20 protein-coding genes are annotated in these 23,869 nt (G+C 47.4%); 14 read left to right on the top strand and 6 right to left on the bottom strand.

The annotated features are described in order from the left end of the window. Positions 1-10 precede the first annotated feature (10 nt). Together AC5ZC7_RS13850 and AC5ZC7_RS13845 are read right to left on the bottom strand one after the other, a co-directional pair. A complete protein-coding gene (locus AC5ZC7_RS13850) occupies positions 11-769 on the bottom strand; it encodes a glucose 1-dehydrogenase (RefSeq protein ID WP_496161905.1) in 759 nt (252 codons plus the stop codon). A 155-nt stretch (positions 770-924) separates the two neighbouring features. Next, entirely contained in the window at positions 925-1,353 is a 429-nt protein-coding gene (locus AC5ZC7_RS13845; protein WP_496161904.1) for a MarR family transcriptional regulator, read from the bottom strand. Between the two features lie 65 nt (positions 1,354-1,418). Here AC5ZC7_RS13845 and AC5ZC7_RS13840 point away from each other — a divergent pair, with 65 nt between their 5' ends. Then, a complete protein-coding gene (locus AC5ZC7_RS13840) occupies positions 1,419-3,695 on the top strand; it encodes an ATP-binding cassette domain-containing protein (RefSeq protein ID WP_496161903.1) in 2,277 nt (758 codons plus the stop codon). A 49-nt stretch (positions 3,696-3,744) separates the two neighbouring features. Next, positions 3,745-4,431, top strand: coding sequence for a GNAT family N-acetyltransferase (locus AC5ZC7_RS13835; protein WP_496161902.1), 687 nt, complete (start codon positions 3,745-3,747; stop codon positions 4,429-4,431). A 1-nt stretch (position 4,432) separates the two neighbouring features. On the opposite strand, the gene AC5ZC7_RS13830 is transcribed toward AC5ZC7_RS13835, so the two are convergent. After that, the gene (locus AC5ZC7_RS13830) at positions 4,433-5,191 is read right to left on the bottom strand and encodes a ferritin-like domain-containing protein (RefSeq protein WP_496161901.1); all 759 of its coding nucleotides are present in this window, start codon (positions 5,189-5,191) and stop codon (positions 4,433-4,435) included. 401 nt (positions 5,192-5,592) lie between these two features. Between AC5ZC7_RS13830 and AC5ZC7_RS13825 the strand changes: the two genes are divergently transcribed. Further along, entirely contained in the window at positions 5,593-6,504 is a 912-nt protein-coding gene (locus AC5ZC7_RS13825; protein WP_496161900.1) for a sterol desaturase family protein, read from the top strand. 215 nt (positions 6,505-6,719) lie between these two features. After that, positions 6,720-7,364: a hypothetical protein gene (locus tag AC5ZC7_RS13820; protein WP_496161899.1), complete on the top strand. Its 645-nt coding sequence runs from the start codon at positions 6,720-6,722 to the stop codon at positions 7,362-7,364. Here the strand turns inward: AC5ZC7_RS13820 and AC5ZC7_RS13815 are convergent. Together AC5ZC7_RS13815 and AC5ZC7_RS13810 are read right to left on the bottom strand one after the other, a co-directional pair. Beyond that, a complete protein-coding gene (locus AC5ZC7_RS13815) occupies positions 7,361-8,317 on the bottom strand; it encodes a ligand-gated ion channel (protein ID WP_496161898.1) in 957 nt (318 codons plus the stop codon). The two genes, AC5ZC7_RS13820 and AC5ZC7_RS13815, sit on opposite strands and share 4 nt — an antisense overlap. Before the next feature lie 62 nt (positions 8,318-8,379). Next, entirely contained in the window at positions 8,380-9,444 is a 1,065-nt protein-coding gene (locus AC5ZC7_RS13810; protein ID WP_496161897.1) for a WD40 repeat domain-containing protein, read from the bottom strand. A 144-nt stretch (positions 9,445-9,588) separates the two neighbouring features. On the opposite strand from AC5ZC7_RS13810, the gene AC5ZC7_RS13805 reads away from it, so the two are divergent. From AC5ZC7_RS13805 to AC5ZC7_RS13760, 10 genes are all read left to right on the top strand, one after another. After that, positions 9,589-10,617, top strand: a complete 1,029-nt coding sequence (locus AC5ZC7_RS13805) for a substrate-binding domain-containing protein (RefSeq protein ID WP_496161896.1) — start codon at positions 9,589-9,591, stop codon at positions 10,615-10,617. Between the two features lie 77 nt (positions 10,618-10,694). Beyond that, positions 10,695-11,441, top strand: coding sequence for an SDR family oxidoreductase (locus tag AC5ZC7_RS13800; protein WP_496161895.1), 747 nt, complete (start codon positions 10,695-10,697; stop codon positions 11,439-11,441). 12 nt (positions 11,442-11,453) lie between these two features. Next, positions 11,454-11,843: a Rid family hydrolase gene (locus AC5ZC7_RS13795; RefSeq protein ID WP_496161894.1), complete on the top strand. Its 390-nt coding sequence runs from the start codon at positions 11,454-11,456 to the stop codon at positions 11,841-11,843. 26 nt (positions 11,844-11,869) lie between these two features. Continuing rightward, entirely contained in the window at positions 11,870-12,865 is a 996-nt protein-coding gene (locus tag AC5ZC7_RS13790; RefSeq protein WP_496161893.1) for a 3-hydroxyacyl-CoA dehydrogenase NAD-binding domain-containing protein, read from the top strand. 13 nt (positions 12,866-12,878) lie between these two features. After that, entirely contained in the window at positions 12,879-13,952 is a 1,074-nt protein-coding gene (locus AC5ZC7_RS13785; RefSeq protein WP_496161892.1) for a membrane dipeptidase, read from the top strand. A 27-nt stretch (positions 13,953-13,979) separates the two neighbouring features. Continuing rightward, complete coding sequence (locus AC5ZC7_RS13780; protein ID WP_496161891.1) at positions 13,980-15,104, top strand: acyltransferase family protein; 1,125 nt, start codon at positions 13,980-13,982, stop codon at positions 15,102-15,104. Positions 15,105-15,247: 143 nt separating this feature from the next. After that, positions 15,248-18,238 (top strand): SusC/RagA family TonB-linked outer membrane protein, encoded by a 2,991-nt coding sequence (locus AC5ZC7_RS13775; protein WP_496161890.1) that lies wholly within the window; start codon positions 15,248-15,250, stop codon positions 18,236-18,238. Positions 18,239-18,256: 18 nt separating this feature from the next. Further along, positions 18,257-19,777: a RagB/SusD family nutrient uptake outer membrane protein gene (locus AC5ZC7_RS13770; RefSeq protein WP_496161889.1), complete on the top strand. Its 1,521-nt coding sequence runs from the start codon at positions 18,257-18,259 to the stop codon at positions 19,775-19,777. A gap of 48 nt (positions 19,778-19,825) precedes the next feature. Beyond that, positions 19,826-20,731, top strand: a complete 906-nt coding sequence (locus tag AC5ZC7_RS13765) for a PKD domain-containing protein (RefSeq protein ID WP_496161888.1) — start codon at positions 19,826-19,828, stop codon at positions 20,729-20,731. 32 nt (positions 20,732-20,763) lie between these two features. After that, the gene (locus AC5ZC7_RS13760; protein WP_496161887.1) at positions 20,764-23,253 is read left to right on the top strand and encodes a T9SS type A sorting domain-containing protein; all 2,490 of its coding nucleotides are present in this window, start codon (positions 20,764-20,766) and stop codon (positions 23,251-23,253) included. Positions 23,254-23,288: 35 nt separating this feature from the next. On the opposite strand, the gene AC5ZC7_RS13755 is transcribed toward AC5ZC7_RS13760, so the two are convergent. Next, positions 23,289-23,804 (bottom strand): hypothetical protein, encoded by a 516-nt coding sequence (locus AC5ZC7_RS13755; protein WP_496161886.1) that lies wholly within the window; start codon positions 23,802-23,804, stop codon positions 23,289-23,291. Positions 23,805-23,869: the final 65 nt, after the last annotated feature.

Here is a 23,869-nt window from a genome sequence, read left to right as displayed (position 1 = left end):
ATAAACTATTTTATTTAGTGGTTTGACCACCGTCAATTACATATTGTGCGCCGGTGATAAACTGGCTATCATCAGATCCCAGGAAAAGCACCAGTTTACTGATTTCAAGTGGGGCAGCATATCTGCCTAACGGAATGCTGGCGGCAAATGCTTTCTGTACATCTGCTCCTTTGCCGGGTTCATATCCTTCTTCAATAGAACGCATCATACGGTTGTCTACCGGTGACGGATGTATGGAGTTGACCCTGATTTTCCGGGGAGCTGCTTCCAGTGCGGCTGTTTTCATGATACCGAGGGTAGCATGTTTACTGGTCGTATAGGCGATAAAGTTAGGAGAGGCAGTTAAGCCTGCTACAGAGGAGGTGATGATCATACTACCACCATCGTTCATCTGTGGCAGTACATATTTACAACCAAGGAAAACGCCTTTTACGTTTACGGCCATCACTTTATCAAATATTTCTTCAGGAAAATCTATAATCGGTTTTACCACGCCTTCAATACCGGCGTTGTTAAAGAAGATATCAATTTTACCGAATTTTTTCACGGCTTCTTTGGCGTATTTTTCTACGTCTGCCGCGATGGTCACGTTGGCTACCACATAGGCAGCGTTGCTACCCAGTTCTGTGGCTGCTTTTTTAAGGGCCGCCTCGTCAAGGTCGACCAATATTACTTTGGCCCCTTCTTCGATAAATAATTTAGCTGTTGTTTGTCCGATGCTTCCTGCGCCGCCTGTAATCAGGGCGACTTTGTTCTCCAGTCGTTTCATATTTTATATTTTAAGTTAATTCAATACGAACAGTGGACTGCTATATCTAACAGCGGTGAGGGAGGTAAATAGGTGTGTTTTGGTAGGGCAAAGGTACAGGTTTTGCGGTAGGGCAACTAACCGTTTAACGTTTTTATAAGATATATAAATAGGATTTATTCGTCTGGTTTCAGGTGGGTGGTGATCAGGTTACATAGCCGTATAAAGGCGGCACGGTCGCGTTGGGAGAGGATTTGTTGCAGTTGCCGCGACATGTTTCGGCGCATTTTTTTTGCTTCATTAACCAACTTTACCGCTTTAGGAGTGGCGGCATTGAAATAGCTACGGCGATCTTCAAGGTCTCTCTGCTGTGTAATTAATTTGTCTTCCATCAGCTTTTTAATGTGACGGGATACAGCAGGGGGAGAGATGTGAAATTGTTTGGCAAGCTGCCCTGTGGTGGATGCTCCACAGCGTATGAGGTAATCGAGCAACAGGTACTGGGTACCGGTAAGCTTTTCCGTACTGAACCTGTTGACCTGCGCAATGATCAGGCATTGCAGATTCGTATAGGCTTGTTCAAGTTGATCGGTGGTGTTGGGCATTATCCTTGTTAATAGTTAACAAAGGTAATCATTAACTTTGTTAACTATCTAACCATTTTCTGTGTATGAAGCAGCACTCACATGACCTGATTGTCATTAAAGGCGCCAGGGAAAATAACCTGAAGAACGTGGATGTAACCATTCCCAAACGGCAAATTACTGTATTGACAGGTGTGTCCGGTTCAGGGAAATCCTCGCTGGTATTCGATACTATTGCGGCGGAAGCGCAGCGGCAGTTAAACGAAACTTTCAGCAGTTTTATCCGGCATCGCCTGCCGCACTATGGGCAACCGGATGCTGATTTGATGGAGAACCTGAGCCCGGCTATTATCGTAGACCAGAAGTCGATCCGGGGAAATGCCCGCTCCACGGTAGGTACCATTACTGATATTTACTCCCTGTTGCGCCTGTTATTTTCCCGTATAGCAACACCTTTTGTGGGTTATTCCAATGTGTTTTCGTTTAATCATCCCGAAGGCATGTGTCCTGTTTGCGACGGCCTGGGAACCGTGGCTGTGATTGATGAAGATAAATTGTTTGACCGTAATAAGTCGTTGAACGAAGGCGCCATATTGTTTCCGGCATTTGAGGTGGATACGGCGTTGTGGAAACGGTATGTGTTATCAGGCTTTTTTGACAACAATAAAAAGCTATCACAATACACAAAGAAAGAATGGAATTTATTGCTGTACCAGGAAGAAATCAAACCACCTCACCCTAAATCAGGCTGGTGGCCTTCTGCAAAGTATGAAGGTGTGATTCCGCGATTCACGAAGCGATTCCTGGATAAGGAAGCCGAAGAAAATAAAAAAACGTTGCAACCTGCGCTTAAACGGGTAGTGATGAAGGGGCCCTGTCCGGAGTGCCATGGCGCAAGGCTTAATAAAAAGATATTAAGCGCAAAGATCCACGGGAAAAATATAGCTGAGTATGCAGCTATGCAGGTGAACGACCTGGTAAAAGAAATAGGGCGCATAAAGTCCCCGCAGGCGGTCACTATGGTGGCAGCTATTACGGAACGCCTGCAGCATTTAACTGAAATAGGACTGGGCTACCTGAGCCTGAGCCGGGAAACATCCGGTTTATCCGGGGGAGAATCGCAGCGGGTAAAAATGGTACGCCATCTCGGGAGTAGCCTGAGCGATATGTTGTACATCTTTGATGAGCCCAGCACCGGTTTGCACGCCAGGGATGTGCACCAGTTGAATGTGTTGATGCAGCGGCTGCGCGATAAAGGCAATACTGTTTTAGTAGTGGAACATGACCCTGATGTAATCCTGGAAGCAGACCATATTATCGACATGGGGCCAGGTGCCGGAAAGCATGGTGGGGAGGTTGTTTACGAAGGCACGGTAAAGGGATTGCTGCAATCAGGGACACTAACAGGTACCTGTCTCCATAAACCTTCCCCGGTAAAACAAGCGGTCAGAAAATGGAAGGAAAGTTATCCCGTTCGCAAGGCCGGCTTGCACAACCTGCAACAGGTAAACGTGGATATTCCCAGGGGTGTATTGACAGTAGTAACAGGGGTAGCTGGTTCCGGTAAAAGTAGCCTGATAAACGGCGTATTTACAAGATTGTACCCGGAAGCAGTTTGTATCAATCAACATGCATTGGCGGGGTCTGTAAGATCTAACCCTGCCACCTATACGGGAATATCCGATATCATCCGGCAGCTGTTTGCAAAACAGAATAAAGTCAGCGCTTCCCTGTTTAGTTTCAATTCAGAAGGCGCTTGTCCGGCCTGCAAAGGATTGGGGGTTACTTCGCTGGATCTGGCGTTTATGGATGATATTGTGACTACCTGCGAGGTATGCCATGGTAAGCGATTTACACCTACTGTACTGGGCTATCATTTCAGGGGAAAAAATATGGATGAAGTATTGCGGTTGAATGTGCAGGAAGCCCTCAGTTTTTTCTCAGAAGAAGAAGTGCTGGTGGTATTAAGGCGAATGGCAGAAGTGGGACTTTCTTACCTGACACTCGGCCAGCCGCTGGATTCTTTGTCGGGTGGAGAACGTCAACGTATTAAACTGGCTACGGAGTTAGGCGCCACAGGCACTCCGATTTATATCCTGGATGAGCCTACTACAGGCCTTCACCTGTCGGATGTAGGGAATCTGATTGTACTGTTGAATAAGCTCGTGGATCGCGGTAGTACCGTAGTGGTCATCGAGCATAACCTGGACGTTATCAGTCAGGCCGACTGGCTCATTGACATGGGCCCCGGCGCCGGTAGGGAAGGGGGAATGGTAATATTCGAGGGAACGCCCGCGGCCATCATGAAAGATGCGCATTCCCTCACCGGCGTTTTTCTGAAAAAGTATATTCTTACCCGTTAGCCGGTCAAAAAAAGATGGCAGATGTGATGAAAAATATTACATTAGTTTTATGAAGGAAACCGTTTTAGACAACCCTGCCTGGGGGGCGTTAACCAGTGTACAGGCTGCATTTGCAGAAGGAACGGAACATGCGAAGCGATATAAACCAGGTATTGTTCCCTTTATAGCCTGCAGTGATCCGCAGTCAGACAGCCTCCGGGAGCTGGATCCCTGGATGCGTACCAACGAAACTTTTTTTGTGATTGGTGATTTACCGCCATTGCCCCCGGGTTGGGAGATAACACATGAACTGCCCTGCGCACAGATGGTGCTGGAAAGCAGTATGCCGCCCATGATGGACGAAGAAGGCGTTACCATTTCCCTACTCAACGAGGCAGATGCTACCGATATGTTTAACCTGATTACCAGTTTGCAGCCCGGCTACTACAAACAGGATACCCGTTTGCTCGGTACCTACTATGGCATCCGGCAAAACGGTGAGCTGGTAGCCATGGCCGGAGAACGCATGCGTTTAACCGGGTTTACGGAGCTGAGTGCCATCTGCACCCGCGCCGACTATGCCGGAAAGGGATACGCACAGCGGCTCATTAACCGGCTTTGTCAGCAACATGCCGCTGCGGGTGTGGTGTCTTATCTCCATGTTTCCCTGGCCAATGAGCGCGCCATTCGTATTTATCAGCATATGGGATTCGGGCAGCGCCGGGAAATAGTGTTTCGCCAGGTGCGCAAGCAATAACTCAGTTGCCGCTGTGAAAAAATGCCTGGTAGGTTGGACTGTTATAATTGATCTGCATCGACTGCTGAAATATTTTGATGTATTTATAGTGCATCTTACGCAGGTAGCCTTTGAAAGTGTTACCGCCGGCTTTAAACAGCCGGCGATGACCCAGCCATACCACTGTGGCGGTGGCAAAAAAGAAAGCCTTATAAAGCACCGCACTAACGGCACGATAGTGGTCACTTTTCCGGTGAAAGAGGTCCGCCAGTCGCTCTGCCTGGAAACGGATATGATAAGCTTCGTCAATAAGGATGTCTGTGCAGATCTGTTTTAACAACTGGCAGTTGCTGGCATCTTTCAGTGCCTGGTAATAAATCTGCGCGGTACTTTCCACTACAATAACAGTCACCGTCCATATCTCCATGCTGGTATTAAAATGCCGCACTTTTCTAAACAAGGTATCTCCCCAATCCAGTTTTATTCTTTTTTCGCCTATCGCATCGAGGTATTTACCCAGGTTGTTGCCATGTTTTTGCTCTTCTTTAATGAATAGCTCAATAGCGGCCACATAGTAGGGATCATCGCCTTTGGCGGCGTATTTTTTGGCGGCACGGACCAGGTTACTCCCGTCGGAGGTTTCGCCCAGTTGCCAGGCCTGCATGGAGCGCAGGATGGTGTTCCTTTCGGATGGCGAGAGCTGGGGGGCCTGCTGCCAGTTAATCCGTTGTTGCTGCGCGTTGAAGGTGAAATGCGCGATCCATTTTTCACTTGGGTACATGATCTGGGATGTTTAATTGTTGATGAAAAAAAGACATAGCTACGCCAGTACGCAAGTATTTGCGCGTTTGTTTTTCTGGTTTAAAAAGTACTTTGTATTACAAAGTAAGTGATAATAATTCAATTCCGGAAAAAAAAGTAAGGGAAAGTGACCCGTTGAACGGCCGGCCGATAGGGAGGTACTACCGGCAGAATTTTCGATGAAAAGCCGGAACAGATGATCCATAGCGGATACGGAGAGAAAACTGTCGCCGGGGAAAATCAGTAGAAACACGGATTTGTCCGCAAGAACTTGCAGGAAATCTTTTTTAGTAGTAGTATAGGGGTTTATTTCACGGGAATCGTCTTATTATCGAAAGAAACCTGTAATTGGGAGAACATCTCTTTGGAAAAGTAATACCTATGACAGAATCAACTTTGAGTTCGGCTATTTTTTATTTGTTCGGGACCATTATTATTTTAAGTCTGATTGAATCGTATTTCAGTTATCAGCACAACAAAAAACATTATGAATCGAAAGACACACTGACGACCATTTACCTGATGAGTGTTAACTTCCTGGTGAATGTGGTGATGAAATCGGGCACCTTTTTGCTGCTGGATTTTGTATACCGCCGTTACCATCTCTTTATTATTCCCAATATATTTATTTACTGGACGGTGCTGGTCCTGCTACAAGATTTCCTGTACTGGCTGCTGCACGCTACCGGTCACTATATCCGCCTGTTCTGGGCCGTGCATGTAACGCACCACTCTTCTGAATACTTTAACCTGACCACCGGTTTCCGTTCCAGCGTATTTGAACCAATGTACCGGTTGTTTTTCTTTGTACCCCTGAGCTTAATGGGTTTTAGCGCTATTGATATTTTGCTGGCTTATTACGTAACCCAGATTTATGGTAACCTGGTACATACCCAGGCAATCGGTAAACTACATCCTGTTATCGAATATATTTTCGTAACACCTTCCCACCACCGGGTACATCATGCCAGCAATCCCCGCTATCTCGATAAGAATATGGGTATGCTGCTGATCCTCTGGGACAGAATGTTCGGCACCTTCCAGGAAGAGCTGGAAGAAGATAAGGTGAAATATGGACTGGTGAAAGACCTGGAAAACAGGGGGCCCGTTAACATCATTTTTCATGAGTTTATCGCCATGTCGCAGGACATGAAGAAAACCGATACATTGATGGATAAGTTGAAATACATGTTTTATGCACCAGGCTGGAGCCACGATGGTAATTCGCAAACCAGCAAAGATTTGCAACGGCAACTGGCAGCAGAAGAAAGTAGCGCCTGCCTGGAAAGCTAAATGCAGGAATACAGCAGCCCTGCCGAAGGTGGGGCTGCTACAAGATAACAGGCCCCAAAAAAATCCCACCCTCATTTCCATCATTTACAAGTGATTACATTTTCTGGTCTAACGGGGACGCGTATCTTTTATTAAAATTCACTACCTTTTGATCATATCCCGAACGGAAAAAACTATGCCTATTGTTTTTCTTTACCCGAACAACGTTAGTTTAAATGGAAGAAATTAACCGGCCACTCCTTGCCGACGAAATCCGTTTGTTAAACAAGCTGAAAAGGAGAGCGCTTAAGCAACGGGTATCCCGATTTAACATATCCGATTTTATCTTCATTTTTTTAATGGGACTGGCATTCACGGAAATGGCTATACGTATTCACGTTCGTACTGCCACCTGGGTGTTTGGTACCATGGCAATCATTTGTTTTGCGTTTATATTGATAGCGCCCTATGAAATGTACCGGACCCGCCGGTGGTCAAAAAGAAGATGGTCAAAGCTGAATCGCCTGCTGATGGAAAACGGTATCCGGGTAACCCGTATTAATGCGCTACAGGTGGCCGTTGCCCAGGAGTATGAAGAGGAAGGAGATTTGTTTATTGTAGAATATAAAGCGGGAGAAGTATTATACCTGTGGGATCATGATCATCAGTTGAAAAAACGATTCCCTTGCCAGCAGTTTGAAATCTATACCTCCGACTTCACCGCATTAACCGGCCGGCCGGTACACGCACTGAGCGCCAGGATACAGCCAAGGGAAATTGATGCCAGGGCGAAATGGAAGTACCTGAAAAAGTACGGAGGCCCCGGACATATGACGACGGAGCAAATTGAATTTGAAGCATTGATGAACCGGTTTAATTAACCCCGCGCTGCTCTCGAAATAAAGTAAACATTCAGGGCTACATATATCAACAATACTACCTGCGCCAATAGAAGATCTAATCTGCGGGCCTTTCCATGCTGATTGGCTTTGATCAGCTGTAATGACAAGGCCGAAGAGGTAATCACGGCAAAAATGAAAAACAACGTAATGCCATGAAGGGTGTCCACCAACGTAAAGGTGGTGGAGTCGGGCAGGGAGGAATCAATGATGTATTTATTACCAATGGCAGCAAACAACGAACCTACGCCCAGCCCAAAACGGGAATCAATATTATCGGGGTGAATGTAAAAACAAATGTAGGCAATGAGGAACGACACGTACATGCCGAGAAACATTTTCCAGAACAACTGACTGGCATCCCGGCCAATCCCGATTTTAACCTGGAAGGAACTGTATTCCGTATGCGGTTGTGGTACAGTAGTATCGCCAAAAGCCGTTTCATATGCTTTAATACCAGTCACCATTTTGAAGCTGTCGATATTCCATCCCCTCAGTGTAAACCGCGGATCATACTGCTTCCCCAGTGAGTCAACCTGGAACACCAACGCATGTGAGTCGAACTGGGAGTTTTCAATGGAGAAACGCAGCTTCTGCCGGTCAAAAGGAAAATTGTTGATCTTCCAGGAATCCTTCATCACACACTGTAATTTCATCAGTAAATAAATGCGGCCATTACTAGAGTCGATGGTAGAAAAAGATTTGGTAAACGATTTGGCTTGTGGTATTTCCAGGTTTTGAACAAAATCAAACTGCTTGTTTTTATAGGTTAACCACAGCCATAAGTTAAGGGTGTATTCACTTTGTTTGAAATCAATATCGTGTATACTGGTAATATAGATACCGGTTTTAACCGTATCTGGCGGCGTTTGCCGGGCAAGGGAAGGAATAACAGATAAAATGAAGCAGATAAAAAGCAGCGCAGCTTTTTTCATTTATTTGTTTTTTAGAGAGATGAAAAACAGTCTTTTACCTTCCTGCTAAAGATAACGCAAAATCAGCTTAAAACAGCCCGACCCTGCAATAACGGTATTTCATACCACCGGATATCACCGGAGTAATAAGTAATCATTAATCGTTGTTGCCGGTCTACCTGTACGTTTACAATTTCACCCGCATAATCAACAATAGCTGTGGGATCAGTGGTTACCTCGCCACGCTCATCATAAGCTTTGATGTCGTTACCCTCCGCCAGCAATTCTCCGGTACAGGTCATCGTTTTGCGGTCTATCAGGAGTAGCCGGGAGAAGCGGGTAACAGCCAGTAAGGTATCATCTGTTAAAAACAACACGGTATATTCCAATGCGTCTTCCGGGTATCCTTCAATGGATGCGAATAAGTCTTCCTGCTCCAGTTGCGTTGATAGCGTATAGGAAGGAAAGGAAAAGACAGCAATGCCTTCGCTGTAATGTGGCGCCGTCAGCAGTTCCTGGCCGTTCGGAGAGAAATTGCAAGGTATGCGGTCGTTGCAGGTGTCCAGTACTTCCAATACAATTTGATCGTCGTTTAGTTGTACCTGGTATAGCTGGCAATCATCCTGTCCGGCTGCTGCGGCAATCAGTATTTTTTCCGGGTCGGGGCTGGGAAGGAAGCTATAATTATATTCCTGTTGGCCTTCCATCGCATAGCTGCCCAGCATAGCAAAGTCGGAAGTGCGGGCTACGTATAGCCGGTCTTGATCGCCAGGGGCAATGAGCCATAATAGCCGGTTGCTGTGGCTGAAAAAGCAGGAAGCCCCCAGAAAGCTTTCCCAGGGTTCATGTGTAAATGTCCAACGTAAACCACCGTTGCCATCATAGATGCGTACGTCATTGTAGCCGGATACGGCTATCAGATGTCCATCGGTGCTGACGCTTACCTGACAGCTCACATAACGGACCCGCCGGGCCTGCAGATCTTTACGCCATACCTCTTTTAAATCACGGTCCAGTCGTATTACAAACGGCTCATCATCGAAGTTAAGCAGGTAGCCATCCGGGAAAGAAAGGATACTTACACGATTGATACCAGGAGATAATTGTTGGCAGATGGGTAACGGAATTTTTAAAAAAGGAATACTCATAATGATTCGTTACTTAAATATAAGGGAATTAATTTACGTATGCTCTCCCTGGCAGAGAATCATTTTTTTGTGTTACTTTTCCATTTCAACATATCAGATTGTGCCGGGTATTGAAATGTGTGTTACCATCTAAAACCATATGTCATGAGTGCGCAGGTCCCTACGCTCAAGGAAATTGCCAAACGCCTGAATATTTCTGTTTCCGCTGTTTCAAGAGCCTTACATAATCATCCCAGTATTGGCCTGAGAACCAGTGCCAGGGTGCATCAGCTGGCTGCTGAACTGAATTATGAACCTAACCAGGTAGCCCTTTCCTTTAAAAGAAGTAAAACCTCTATGATTGGGGTGATTTTACCAAATCTCAACCACGATTTTTTCGCATCTATTGTAAGTGCCATAGAAGATGTCGCCTATCGTAAAAACTATACTTTATTGTTAGGGCAATCACGCGATGAAGAAGACCGCGAAAAGCGGCTGGTGGAATCCATGAAAAGCCATCGGGTAGATGGTGTGCTGGTATCTATCGCTAAAAATACCGCGAACTATGCGCACTTTGATTTGCTGAAGAAAATGAATATCCCCGTGGTGTTCTTTGACCGTATTCCACGCATGCCAGATATACATTACATTGCCAGTGAGCTGGAATCCGGTATGGAAGCGGCTATTCGGTTCCTCGTGAAAAAGAAACACCGCAATATAGGTATGATCAACGGACCAGATAGCTTGCTCGCCAGCAAAGAACGACTGGAAGGCTATATGCATGCGTTACAAAAACTGCGGATTAAAATAGATTTGAGCAGTGTGGTATCTTCCAATTTATCCCGGGAAGGCAATCAGCGCGCCATGCAGGAAATACTGGACATGAAACGCAGGCCCACCGCTATTATCACGTTCAATGACTATGTAGCCATGGACGCCATCAAGTACGCTAAAAAAGCAGGCATTAAAATTAACGAAGACATCAGCTTTGTTAGTTTCGCCAATGAACCAATCTGTAATTACATGGATAACCCACCCATGGCATCTGTAGAACAGTTCCCATATTTGCAGGGAGAAAAAGCCACTGAACTTTTACTACAGTTATTGGAGGGCGACGATAAAACCCGCACTGGTAATACTTTCCATAAAATCTTATTACCCCCGCAGCTCGTAATACACGAAGCACAGGCATAATTTTACTCAATCGTTTGATGGTGATTTCGTTGAGGTGATCATGTACTTTGGCAGTATCATCCTTAATCAACGATTGTATGTATACAGATTTCCATCAACAGGTAGGTATTGTTACCGGCGCCGGATCAGGCCTGGGGCTGGCTATTGCGCGTAAGTTATCGGAAGCCGGCGTTAAGCTGGCGTTGCTGGATAAAAATCCTGCTTTACTGGAAAACGCCGCCGCGCAAATTTCCGGTGAAGTAGCCACCTATGCCGTGGATATCACCGATGAAGCAGCCGTGAAAATCGTGATTACACAAGTGAAAGAACGATTTGGTAAAACAGATATCCTCGTTAACAGCGCTGGTATTACGGGCATGACCAACCTCAAAAGTCATGAAACGGATACCGATAATCTCCGCCTGGTGCTCGACGTAAACTTCATGGGCGCCTGGTTTACCAGTAAACATGTATTGCCGCACATGCTGGCACAAAACTATGGCCGCATCCTGCACATCGCCTCTATTGCCGGCAAGGAAGGCAACGCCGGTATGCTGGCCTATTCCGCCTCCAAAGCTGCCGTGATAGGGATGACCAAAGTACAGGGAAAAGATTATGCAGAAACCGGTATCACTGTAAACGCATTGGCGCCGGCAGTGATCCGTACCGCATTGGTAGACGCCATGCCACCAGAACAAGTGAAATACATGACCGATAAAATTCCCATGAAACGCTGCGGCACCCTCGATGAAGCCGCTGCCATGGCCTTATATATCACTTCTCCGCAAAATAGTTTTACTACCGGTTTTACATTCGACTTATCTGGTGGCCGTGCTACTTATTAAAAACAGCAAATTATGGATAAAAGGGAAATCATTCATCCCGAAAAAAAAGGCCGGAACTTTTCTACCGGTGCTTATTCTGATGCAGTAGCCGTGGATGGCTGGTTGTATATCAGCGGACAAGGTCCCATTGATTTTACCAAAGCCGCTTTTGCGCTGGGTACCATAGAAGAAGAAACTACCCTGACCCTGCATAACCTGCGTTGTATTTTAACTGCTGCCGGTTGCACCGTAGACCAGGTAGTAAAGTGTACCATACACCTGGCAGATATCAAAGACTTCCCGGCATTTAATAAAATTTACGCCGAATTTTTTCCCGGCATAAAACCCGCCCGTACTACGGTGCAGTCGGTATTAGGTAGTGGTATAAAAATAGAAATTGATGCCATTGCCAGGATGGCCTGAGGCCTTCATCTAAAAACTAATCGCTGATGGAATATACAATAGATCCGGCCAACATGCCGGTAGGAGTGGTAGGACTGGGTTTAATGGGATGCAGTATTACTGCCTGTTTGCTGATGGCTGGTCACCCGGTGATTGCAGTAGCACCACTGGCGGCCGATTTGCAACATGCAGCCAAACGCATCACCGAACACCTGACCCGGTCGTTACAGGAAGGATTAACGACCAAAGTACCCGCCACCTGTTTACAACAGCTCACCATTACAGAATCGTATGAACAACTGCGTAACTGCATGCTGGTGATAGAATGTACACTGGAAAACCTGGCGATCAAAAAATCAGTATACGAAAAAATTGAAGCCGTTATTGGAGAAGACACACTGCTGACCAGCAATACTTCCGCTATTCCCATCAGTATTTTACAGGAACAGGTGAAACATCCGGCCCGCTTCTTCGGCCTGCACTGGGCCGAACCATCCCATACTACCCGCTTCCTGGAAGTGATTTGTGGTGATAAAAGTGATGTGGTGAAAGGAGAATATCTCTATGCTATTTCCCACTACTGGGGCAAAGAACCTACACTGGTGCGCAAAGATATCCGTGGTTTTATCACCAATCGCCTCATGTATGCCATGTACCGCGAAGCTTTTCATCTCGTGCAAAATGGCTATGCCACCGTAGAAGATGTAGACAGGGCCTGTCGCAACAACGCCGGCTACTGGATGACATTAGTGGGCGTATTCCGCTGGATGGATCTCACCGGTGTACCTGCGTATCATACAGTGATGAAAGACCTGTTTCCTACGTTGTGTAACGATACGGAAGTACCACCCCTGATTGACAACCTGGTGAAAGCAGGTGCACGCGGCGTATCCAATGCGCAGGGCTTTTACGAGTATACACCGGAAGAAGCCCGGTTATGGGAAGAAACTTTCGCGGCCTTCAGCTATGAAATACGCGAGCTGGCATTGAAGTACCCGGTAGATGTAGTGAAGAAAAAAGTAGCCGAAACGAACGGTCATTAAAACAACGAACAACATGTTAATGATAGATGCGCATCTGGACCTCGCCATGAATGCATTGGAGTGGAACAGGGACCTGAAAATGCCGGTGAGCCATATACGGGAAAGGGAAGCCGGCATGACCGATAAACTGGACCGTGGTAAAGGAGTTGTATCACTGCCAGCCTTACGGGCTGGAAAAGTAGGGCTGGTGGTGGCTACGCAGATAGCCCGCTATGTGGCGCCGGGCAGTAGTTTGCCGGGATGGCATTCGCCGGAGCAGGCCTGGGCGCAAACGCAGGGACAGCTGGCCTGGTATCGGGCGATGGTATTAGCCGGTGAAATGAACCAGATAACGAATATGGATACACTCACCCGGCACCTGCAGATGTGGGACGATGAATCTATCGACGATGCTGAAAAACCCGTGGGTTTTATCCTGAGCCTGGAAGGAGCGGACTCCCTGATCAATCTTTCTTATCTCGAAAAAGCCTACCGGTACGGGTTACGGGCGTTGGGCCCCGCTCACTACGGCCCGGGAAGATATGCGCCCGGTACAGGAATGGAAGGGGTATTAACGCCCGCTGGTGTGGAATTATTAAGAGAGATGGATGCGCTGAATATGATCCTCGACGTCACTCACCTCACGGATGAAGGATTTACGCAGGCATTGGACTTATACAAAGGACCGATATGGGCAAGCCATCATAATTGCCGCGCATTGGTACCGCATCAACGGCAGCTCACCGATGATCAGATCCGCATGCTCATAGAAAGAGGCTCCGTGATAGGCGGCGTGCTGGATGCCTGGATGCTCACCACCGGATGGGTACGCGGTACTTCCGATCCACGGAAAAAAAATATTACCCTCGATAAACTGGTAGACCACTACGATCATATTTGCCAGCTGGCAGGCAACAGCCGCCACATTGCCATTGGCAGCGACCTGGATGGCATGTTCGGCCAGGAACAAAGTCCCTGGGATATTGATACCATCGCCGATTTACCGAAGCTGGAACAGCTATTACGGAAACGGGGGTACGAACAGGAAGATATTGAGAATATTTTTCACAAAAACTGGCTTCGTTTTATTCAACAGGCCTGGAAATAATACGCTTACCCGCAAACAACCTGGTGTATGACATCTCTCGAAAAAAATATTACCGGCAGTACCGCCAACCGCCTGTTATCGCTGGATGTAATGCGGGGAGGTATTATGATTTTACTGGCAGCAGAAAGCTGCCGGCTCTATGATGCTCTCTTTGATTTATCACTGCCGGCATTCTGGCACGGCCTGGTCCGGCAGTTTTTTCACCACCCCTGGCATGGCCTGCATGCCTGGGATCTTGTGCAGCCTGCGTTTATGACCATTGCCGGCACGGCCATGTATTTATCTTACTACTACCGCGCCCGCAAAGGAGAAACCTGGGAACAGCACTTTAAACATATCGCCCTCCGTTGTTTTAAACTATTTCTTTGTGGTACCGGGTTGTATTGTATACAGGCCGGCAGGATGGTATGGGAGCTGTGGAATGTATTAACGCAATTATCGTTTACTACCTTGCTGGCTTACCTTTTTATCCGCCGGTCTTATTTTTTTCAGATAACCGTTACCGTTATATTGCTGGCCCTGACCGAGCTATTGTATCGCACCATACTGATGCCCGGTTTTGACCAGCCCTTTACAGAACATCATAATTTCGGCGCCTGGATGGACGGGGTGCTGATGGGCAAGCTCAACCCCGATGGCTGGGTCACCATTAATTGTATCCCCACGGCAGCACACACCATATGGGGTGTGTTGGCAGGAAAAGTTTTGGTTAGTAAGTGTTCCCAAAAACAAAAGGTAGTTACGCTGCTGCTGGCAGGTGTGGTGGGCCTGACGATTGGCTTCGCACTCGACGCAGCAGCTATAACGCCAATCATTAAACGAATCAGTACCAGCTCCTTTGTACTGGCATCCGGCGGCTGGGTATTTTTGATACTGGCACTCGTGTATTGGCTCGTCGATATACGCCAATACAACAGCAAAGCCTGGATTGCCGTGGTGGTAGGCATGAATGCACTCTTTATTTATCTCTTTTTTGAAACCGTAGGCGGGCAATGGTTTAACGGTGCTATCGGCGTATTCAGCAACGGTATCATGAGCCGGATGGCGGTACCGGAAAAAATACAACTGGTTATTACCGCACTGGCCACACTGGTAGCAGAATGGTACATATGCTGGTGGCTATATAAACACCAGGCATTTATTAAGCTATAAGGGACTTACGCAAAATCAAGTCAAACGATTGAGGATATTTTAAGGAAGGCGATGTGCTACATTAGCCTAACATCCAACTTCATCCAACCCGCGCTATCAACCAACGTATCAATCATTACGAAAACAACAGAAAACGTACCTGTATGAAAATGAGCTCTAAAAGCCTCCACCTATTGCTCTCACTGTTAGTTTGCGCGTTGCTGTGTGCTACCCCGGGGCACGCACAGGTGCTGGTCAAAGGTAAAGTGTCTGGCGCCGATGGGCAGGGTATTCCAGGAGTAAGTATCGCGGTAAAGGGACAAAACACCGGTGTAGTCAGCGCGGCTAACGGCACCTACAGCATTACTGCCGGTAGCGCACAGGACACTTTGTTATTCAGGATGATGGGATATTTACCAGTTGCCCGTAGTATCGGTAATCATACGGAAGTGAATGTAAAACTCATCGCTGCACTAACGGATATAAACGAAGTGGTGGTGATGGGATACGATGATAAAAAAAGAAATGAAATTACCAGCGCCGTGAGTGTATTGTCTGGTAAGCGTTTGAAAGATGTAACCGCCAACGATGTAGGCACCATGCTGCAGGGAAAAGTAGCAGGCGTGCAGGTAGTTAACAGCTCAGGCGCGCCGGGTAGTCAGCCGGATATCCGTATCCGTGGTATAGCCTCGCTCAGCGCCCCCAAAGGACCACTGGTGGTAGTAGACGGTATCATTGGCGGTAACTACGATCCCAGCGATGTAGCTTCCGTGACCGTCTTGAAAGATGCCGGTGCTACCGGTATGTATGGCTCCCAGGCCAATGGCGGCGTCATCATCATCACCACCAAGAAAGGTAAGTCAGGCGCCCCGCGCTTCGATTTTAAAGCCACACTGGGCCGCAGAACGCCTAATAAAGGACATTTGAACATGATGAGCGGCGCCGGTTTTTTTAATGCCTCCAAAGAGTTATACCGCGATACGTTGTCCGGTAAAATTGATATCCTGAAATTTTATAACGAACGGCCCCGCGACCTGGCCGACCGTAACTTCAACTGGGTAGACAATGCCTTTCATCCGGCGCTGGTACAGAATTATTACCTTTCCGCCAGCGGTAAAACAGATAAGTTCACCTATTACCTAGGCGGCGCTTACTACAACGAAGCCGGCACTTTTAAAAACACCGGCTTTCAACGCGTGAACCTTCGCACCAACACCACCTATGAATTCTCCAAACGGGTATCCGTTTCCAATAATATCAATATCAGCGCTTCTACCGGGAAAACCTACGATTACATGGACCTGTTTTATTCCTACCTCTCACTGCCCTGGGATAATCCATACGATTCTACCGGCATTTCCAGGTATGTAGACGCGAACACAAAGGGTTGGTGGTCCAGGGATAAAATCAATCCTTTGCATACCCTCGCCAATTCCGACCACAGCACCAAAGATTTTAATATCAACTACGATTTCATCGGCAATATTAAACTCACCAACTGGCTTACATTTACCAGTTCCAACAGGGTAGGGGTAGGTAGCAATAAATCGCATAGTTTCTTTTCCCCGGTTGTAGCCGGCTCTTATCACGGTAAAGGTTTGCTCGACGAATCTTCTTCCCTGTACTACAGCGGTATTTCTACGAACCTCTTTAAATTCTCGTTCAGTAAAGGTTTGCATGCTATCAGCGGCCTCGCAGGAGCCGAATTCCAGGGCAGCTGGGATGAGTTGTTAGGAGGACAGGGAAAAGGTTTGCCGGTAGGATTTGATGTACCGGCAGTTGTCTCCAGCGAACAACAACTACGGGGGGCAAGAAACCACTCCGTGATGCAGTCGTTGATTTCCCAGGTAAATTATAACTACGCGGAGAAATATTATCTCACCGCTTCTTACCGGGTAGACGGTACCTCGGCTTTCCCGCCTACGCACCGCTATGCACAGTTCCCGGCTATCGGCGTGTCCTGGCTGGCTTCCAATGAAACGTTTTTAAAAGGTAATCCCTGGCTCAACCTGCTGAAACTGCGTGCTACCTATGGTATCACAGGTATGCAGGATATAGGCGCCTATAAATACCTGGGCCTGTTTTCGCTGAGTGCGCAGTATAATGCACAGGCAGCAGCTATTCCGTACCAGTTGCCCAATCCCAAACTAACCTGGGAGAAAACCCACCAGCGCAACCTGGGCCTTGATCTCGGCTTGTGGAATCGCGTTACGCTGAATGTGGATGTATACAGCAATGTGACGAAAGACTTACTCCTGCAGGTGTCTCAGCCACTGTCAGTAGGCTTTGAATCCCGCTGGGAAAACGTAGGGCAGCTGAGAAACAACGGCCTGGAAATTACCCTCTCTACCGTCAATGTAAAGACGAAAAATTTCCAGTGGACGATGGACCTGACTTTCGGGATGAACAAAAATGAACTGGCAGGTATCGGCAAGCCGGTATACCAAACCATTAATGGTATTACGCAGATTTACAGAGATGGGGGAGAACTGTATACTTTCAATATCCCCAAATGGCTCGGCGTAGATCCTGCCACCGGACGTCCGCTCTGGGAGCAGATTACCAGGGATGATGCCGGCAATATCATCAAACGTTCGCCTACTTCCGACTACGGACAGGCACAGAGCCAGGAAACCGGTCATGCGTTGCCTCGCTTCCAGGGCGGATTTGGCACCAGTGTTTCGTGGAAAGGGATCAGCCTTTCTGCCAGCTTCGCTTATTCACAAGGCGCCCAGATCATGAACTTTATCCGCCGCTTCATGGATGTAGACGGACATGAGCCTTACTACAACCAGATGCAACCGAAAAGCGACTGGTCGCGGTGGACAAAACCCGGCGACATCGCCACCCATCCCAGCATGCAGAAAGCAGCGTTATCAACCGAAATATCCAGTCGCTACCAGGAAGACGGCAGCTTCATTAAGCTAAGAAACGTCAGCCTGAGCTATGATGTGCCGATGAACATCGTGCAACGTTTGCACCTGCAAGGGCTGCGGCTGGCGCTTAGCGGCGATAATCTCTATACCTGGACGAAGTTCTGGGGACAGGATCCGGAAGTAACCGTTAATCGCGCCGACTTCTCTATGCCCGGCGTGGCGGACTTCCGTTACCCGGCCAACAGGCAATATTTAGGCACCATAGAAATTAATTTTTAACTGACAATTTCCACTACCATGATCATAAAAAAATGGTTGCTGCTTTTTCTTGGCATGAGTTGCATAGCGCCCGCCTGTAACCTGAGCGTGGCGCCCACCGATGCGTTGAATACAGAAAATGTAGCAGGTACGCCCGATGGACTGCCTAATGTGATGAATGGCTGCTATGCCCTGCTGAAAAATGATGTGATGTTTAATGGCTTCGTTGACCCCGGACAAAACTACCTGTGGCAGTATTACCAGTTCAGCGACTACGCCGGCGATGATATTGTATGCGGGCAAGTTACCGAGCATCCGTTGTTTTATAGCTTTACCTACACGCACTCACCTGACCAGTCGAACATTCGTTTTTTCTGGTACATCTCTTATAAAATTATCAATGGCGCCAACACTGTGATTGAGCTGGGCGAGAAGATTCCCAATCCCTCCGGAGCCATAAAACAATTAATTGGCGAAGCCTACTTTTTACGGGCATTCCTGCATTTCAATTTGCTGCGCGTGTTCGCCAGGCCTTATACCCAGGCAGCGGATGGCCCGGGCATTATTCTTCGTCGCACTACTACTGACGATGCAACAGCACCCCGTGCTTCCGTAAAAGATTCCTACAATTTTGTGGTAGATGATCTGAAGAAAGCAGCCTCGCTGATGGACCAGCCAAGGGGCAACCAGTATGCCTCCAAAGAGGCGGCACTGGGCTATTTGTCGCGTGTATACCTGTACATGAATGACGCTGATAATGCCATTGCTGCCGCCAATGCAGTGATGAATGCAGGTCGTTTTAAGCTCGAATCTGCCGAAGGATTTAAAACTTATTTCCAGAAGGCCAGCGCTTCCGCCGAGAGCATTTTCCTGGTAGCACAAACGAAAGTAGACAGTCGCGGCAAAGAAGGCTCCGTAGCGTCTATGATTTACTCTGATGGCAACTCCGGCTGGGGAGAAGAGTTTGCATCCCCTTCCATTCGTAAGGTAATGAGTGAGCACCCGGAGGATGTACGTTGGTCTTATATTTTGCCCTTGAAAGATCCTGCTACCGGCGTGGTCGCCAAAAAGAACGGCATCGAAATTTATTATATCACCAAGTTTTCTTTCCAGGATGGAGATCCGAATTTAAGCTCGCCGGTGATGCTGCGTTTGGCGGAAATTTACCTGAACCGCGCAGAGGCCTATGCCATCAAAGGCAATGTAGCCGGGGCACTGGCTGATGTAGATGAAATACGCAAACACCGTGGCCTGGAGGGCGCACTGTATAACGGACAGGTACCCCGGAATAAAAGCCTCTTGGAAACAGTGCTGCTGGAAAGAAGGATAGAACTGGCATTTGAAGGGCATCGCACCTTTGATGTGTACCGGAACAAACTAAATATGGTACGTGATTATTGGGGCTATCACCTGCCTGGCCTGCAGGAAACAGATGTGAACCTGGCCGTGCCACCTACCGGCTATCCTAATATTACCATTAACTGGAATGATCCTAAAACCATTTTTTATATACCGGTAGATGAAATACTGGCCAATCCGGCCTGTAAACAAAATCCCTGATCGCATTTTTCGTATAGGAGTATTGGTTAGTTATCCAAAATCTGTAACATGAAAGCAAGTTTTTCTTCTAATATAATATTGTTCCTGGTCTGCGGAGTGCTGGTGATGACCGCCTGTAAGAAAGATAAATCCAACCCGGATAAGGCTTTTGAAGCCTTCTTTTCCTACGCGGTAGATGGGAAGGTGGTATCTTTCAAAAATTTATCTACGCAAGCCACCACCTATAGCTGGGATTTTGGCGATGGCAGCACTGCCGCCGATAAAGATCCGATACATACCTATCCTACCAAAGGCCGCTATGTGATTACCTTGTACGCCACGGCTGCTGATGGCAAAAAAACAGAAGCATCTACCGTGCTGATCATCGACAAAAAATCACCCATACAACTGGATGATAATAGCCTGGCCGACTGGGATGGGATCACCAATGAGTTGGTGAATCCCACAGCAGATGTAGTGAAGAAAATCAAATGGGACTATGACGGCACCAACGTGTACCTGTATGTGGAGCAACAGGGCAGCATCACGGATTCTACTATCCTCGGGCTTTTTATTGATACAGATCATACCGGTGATCCTAAAAAAGATAGTGCTACCGGCTTCTATCATGTGATGTATCCGGCCATGGGAGCAGACCTCTACCTGGAAGGGCAACCAATGCTGGGTGGCACCGGTAGCTGGTGGAGCGCTTATGCTTTTACCGGCGGCACTGCACATGCCGGCTGGAGTTGGAATGCGCTGAATATCCCACCGTTTTATGTCATGGGGGCATCCGCTTCCGGTGGTGGGGTATTTAAATATGAGCTGGCCCTGAAAAGAAGTGTTTTGTCCGGGTTATTCAATAAACAAATTGCTATCGGGCTAACCATATATGATAAGGCCTGGTCGGAAATTGGCCACATCCCCGACAATAAAAGAATCGGTGGCATCCCGGTTAATCTCGATGTATTATAACAGCACCAAACCTTTTCCCAAAATATAAACCCATGAAAACACTTTTACTCAGCCTCTTTTTCGTTGCCGGTTTGCTGGGATACAGCCAGCATACAGCTGCACAACGATACTATGTAGACAATACCAAAGCCACCAATGGTGATGGCAGCATCGGTAATCCCTGGAATAACCTGGCGACAGCAATGTTTGTTGCACAAGCACCCACTACCCAGGATGTGGTGATTTTCCTGCGGCAAGGTACCTATCGCTTCAACAAAGACACGCTGCTTTACATTGGCAGCGGCAAAAGCGGCAGCGCCGGCAAATACTTCGTCCTCAAAGCCTATCCCGGTGAACAAGTCACCTTTGATGGCACCGGCTTCACCGCCGATTGGTCAGCCATGGCCAGCATATCAGATGCCAGCTATATACGGCTCGATGGTATTACGTTCACTAACCTGAAAAATATTACCGGTTACGGCCTGTATATTTATGGTAACAGCACCAACATCGATATCCGGAACTGTACGTTCAGCAACATGCTCTGGAACAGCGACCTGATGGAAGCACCGTATCCAATGAACACCGACAAAAATATTTACCCGGTAATGATGAGCGGCGCGTCCAGTTTTCCTGCCAATGTGGTGCTGGACAGCAACCAGTTTAAAACCATTGCTCCCGGATACTATGGTGACCTGGTATATAAAGCGGCGGGGGTAGGAACTGTAACGGAAACGCATACACAGACCAGCAATATTATTCGTCAGCGCCCACGTTCGGACTTCTATGTAAGCACCACCGGCAGCGATGCCACCGGCACCGGCTCAAAAGCCAATCCCTGGAAAACGCTGAATGCCGCGGTGAACAGGGCCGGCTACGATTTTGCTTTCACCCCACCTAAACTAATAGATACCTCGATTAATATCTACCTCCGTGGGGGTGTATATCAACAGGCGGTTACCGTATATGTTGGCAGTAATCGCGGCCGGAATGGACGCTGGACCAATATCCGCAATTATCCGGGCGAATCCGTTACACTGGATGGCGGATTGCTCACCGCTAAATTTGCCGCGCTCTTTGCGATAGACAGCGCTCAATATCTTTCCGTACAGGGACTGCGCCTGCGCAATATTACCAACGACTCTACACTCACTACCTACGATTCGCACGGCGTAGCGCTAAAAGACGTACGTTATGGCATTGCCATCATGGGCAACAGTGCACATGTGCGTATTAAACAGGATACCCTGTACGATATGAAATGGACCCGCGATACCACCAAAGCCAAGTATCCACAGCCTAACGATAACCTGGGAGCAATCACCGTATTGGGTAATGGGAATTCGGCCCAACATGATATTGTGATCGATAGCAACGTATTGTACGATATCGTGCCGGGCTTCACGGAAGCCATCACGGTGAACGCCAACGTAGATACCTTTACCATCAGCAATAACTACATTCATGATATTGCTAACATTGGCATTGTGGCGGCAGGTAACTACCAATGGGTGCTGAACAGTTATCCGGCTTTAACAAAGAGTAATAATCAGTCACGGAATGGATCCATTAAAGGCAATGAAGTGTTCCGGTGTTTATCGCCTATTGCCATTTCGGCGGGCATTTATCTCGATGGCTCCCGGAATATTACGGTAGAAAATAATGATTGCTATAATAACGGCGTAGGTATTTCCATTGGTAATGAACAGGATTCCAGTAAAGGGGCCGGTCATATGGTGAGGAGCAATACGTTGCATCACAACCTGGGCGCCGGCATTTATATTGGTAGTAATAACCATTCTTCCTGGGTAGACAGTACCGTTGTAAAATGGAACACCATTCAACATAACTATTTCATTTCACCGGCATTGCGCCGGAAAGCGAACTACGTATACGGTATCGACAGCGCCTCCCAGCGCTGGGCAGAAATAGTGCTGAACAGGGCCCGCTACATTACGTTTGAAGAGAATGAGGTGACGATTGACTCGGATATTATGACCGCTTTTTTGTTTGCGCAATCCAATCTAATCTTCCGTAATAATATTTATCATACCCTGCATAACAACCCGTGTAATGTGCTCTTCATCAAAGATACCACCCGTGATGGTATTGGAGATGTGTACTATAGCACCTTCCATCAATATGTCAGTAACACCTGCCTGGACGTAACGTCTACGCTTGGTGACAGTGTATATAACCCGGCGGGATGCGGCAGTACCTTTGCCTGTGGCAGTTTGGCAAGGGCTGCAGCGCCTGCACTGGTACCGGAAAAAAGCATATTGAAATCAACTACTGTGAGCATATACCCTAACCCTGCTATGGAAACCGTAACAGTACAATTACAGCAAGTGGTCAAAAGCCCGGTGCGGCTGGAGCTATGGAGCAGCAGCGGCAGTATGATACAGCGGCAGAACTTATCCATATTGGAACCGGGTATACACCGGGTTACCCTGAATAAAGGGAACATTAAACCAGGTACTTATTTCCTGCGCGTGATCAGGGGCGGAAGAGTGGAAACGGTGAAGGTGGTCTGGTTACAATAAAATGCCATACAGACGGATTCAATTATAAATACCGGCTATCCTCTTTTGGGGGTAGCCCTTTTTATGCGGGTTAATAAAAGCATGACCAGGAAATAGCCCAGTGGCCAGCAGATCATTTCCAGGTAAGAACTGCGGTAATAGGTCCAGCTGGAAGGGAGATAGTCATTAAAGCAGTTGGTAATTATAATATGGATCGTTTCATAACAACAGGCAATTGTCAACAGCAAGATGTTCACCAACGTAAATATTATGTTGGTCCTCAGCCTGGCAGAAAGGAAAAATAAGGGGAGTACACCAGTACAAAATATGATAACAATCAAATGCCGTAGTGAATATTGGAGGTAGGTGTAGTCCGCATATTTCAGGGCGTTGATAATATAATTGCGTATAATCTCTTCCGTTAGCAATATGCTTAATACCATGGCTACCAGGTTGGAAATAGACAGGTAGCTGTTTTTTATGTTCCGGAATGGCCGGTAACACCAGCAGAGGAGTAAGAATAAAACAGTGGCGCCACTATAGCTCAGTATTAAGGTTGTCAGGTACCCCATTGGCAATAGGTATTAGGAACATAAAGTTCCGGTTAATCCATCGAACTTCCTATTTTTAGGAAGGT

The organism is Chitinophaga sp. 9-1-y, assembly GCF_059511905.2.
Note: the sequence above shows the minus strand (reverse complement) of the source record. Positions and strands in the feature narration are given on the sequence as shown.

Excerpts from the sequence above, each read along its gene's own strand:
- AC5ZC7_RS13765 (WP_496161888.1), top strand. The coding sequence starts at position 19,826 with ATGAAAGCAAGTTTTTCTTCTAATATAATATTGTTCCTGGTCTGCGGA.
- AC5ZC7_RS13825 (WP_496161900.1), top strand. The coding sequence starts at position 5,593 with ATGACAGAATCAACTTTGAGTTCGGCTATTTTTTATTTGTTCGGGACC.
- AC5ZC7_RS13805 (WP_496161896.1), top strand. The coding sequence starts at position 9,589 with ATGAGTGCGCAGGTCCCTACGCTCAAGGAAATTGCCAAACGCCTGAAT.
- AC5ZC7_RS13760 (WP_496161887.1), top strand. The coding sequence starts at position 20,764 with ATGAAAACACTTTTACTCAGCCTCTTTTTCGTTGCCGGTTTGCTGGGA.
- AC5ZC7_RS13795 (WP_496161894.1), top strand. The coding sequence starts at position 11,454 with ATGGATAAAAGGGAAATCATTCATCCCGAAAAAAAAGGCCGGAACTTT.
- AC5ZC7_RS13830 (WP_496161901.1), bottom strand. The coding sequence starts at position 5,191 with ATGTACCCAAGTGAAAAATGGATCGCGCATTTCACCTTCAACGCGCAG.
- AC5ZC7_RS13780 (WP_496161891.1), top strand. The coding sequence starts at position 13,980 with ATGACATCTCTCGAAAAAAATATTACCGGCAGTACCGCCAACCGCCTG.
- AC5ZC7_RS13775 (WP_496161890.1), top strand. The coding sequence starts at position 15,248 with ATGAAAATGAGCTCTAAAAGCCTCCACCTATTGCTCTCACTGTTAGTT.
- AC5ZC7_RS13800 (WP_496161895.1), top strand. The coding sequence starts at position 10,695 with ATGTATACAGATTTCCATCAACAGGTAGGTATTGTTACCGGCGCCGGA.
- AC5ZC7_RS13790 (WP_496161893.1), top strand. The coding sequence starts at position 11,870 with ATGGAATATACAATAGATCCGGCCAACATGCCGGTAGGAGTGGTAGGA.
- AC5ZC7_RS13755 (WP_496161886.1), bottom strand. The coding sequence starts at position 23,804 with ATGGGGTACCTGACAACCTTAATACTGAGCTATAGTGGCGCCACTGTT.
- AC5ZC7_RS13850 (WP_496161905.1), bottom strand. The coding sequence starts at position 769 with ATGAAACGACTGGAGAACAAAGTCGCCCTGATTACAGGCGGCGCAGGA.
- AC5ZC7_RS13845 (WP_496161904.1), bottom strand. The coding sequence starts at position 1,353 with ATGCCCAACACCACCGATCAACTTGAACAAGCCTATACGAATCTGCAA.
- AC5ZC7_RS13835 (WP_496161902.1), top strand. The coding sequence starts at position 3,745 with ATGAAGGAAACCGTTTTAGACAACCCTGCCTGGGGGGCGTTAACCAGT.
- AC5ZC7_RS13820 (WP_496161899.1), top strand. The coding sequence starts at position 6,720 with ATGGAAGAAATTAACCGGCCACTCCTTGCCGACGAAATCCGTTTGTTA.
- AC5ZC7_RS13840 (WP_496161903.1), top strand. The coding sequence starts at position 1,419 with ATGAAGCAGCACTCACATGACCTGATTGTCATTAAAGGCGCCAGGGAA.
- AC5ZC7_RS13785 (WP_496161892.1), top strand. The coding sequence starts at position 12,879 with ATGTTAATGATAGATGCGCATCTGGACCTCGCCATGAATGCATTGGAG.
- AC5ZC7_RS13810 (WP_496161897.1), bottom strand. The coding sequence starts at position 9,444 with ATGAGTATTCCTTTTTTAAAAATTCCGTTACCCATCTGCCAACAATTA.
- AC5ZC7_RS13815 (WP_496161898.1), bottom strand. The coding sequence starts at position 8,317 with ATGAAAAAAGCTGCGCTGCTTTTTATCTGCTTCATTTTATCTGTTATT.
- AC5ZC7_RS13770 (WP_496161889.1), top strand. The coding sequence starts at position 18,257 with ATGATCATAAAAAAATGGTTGCTGCTTTTTCTTGGCATGAGTTGCATA.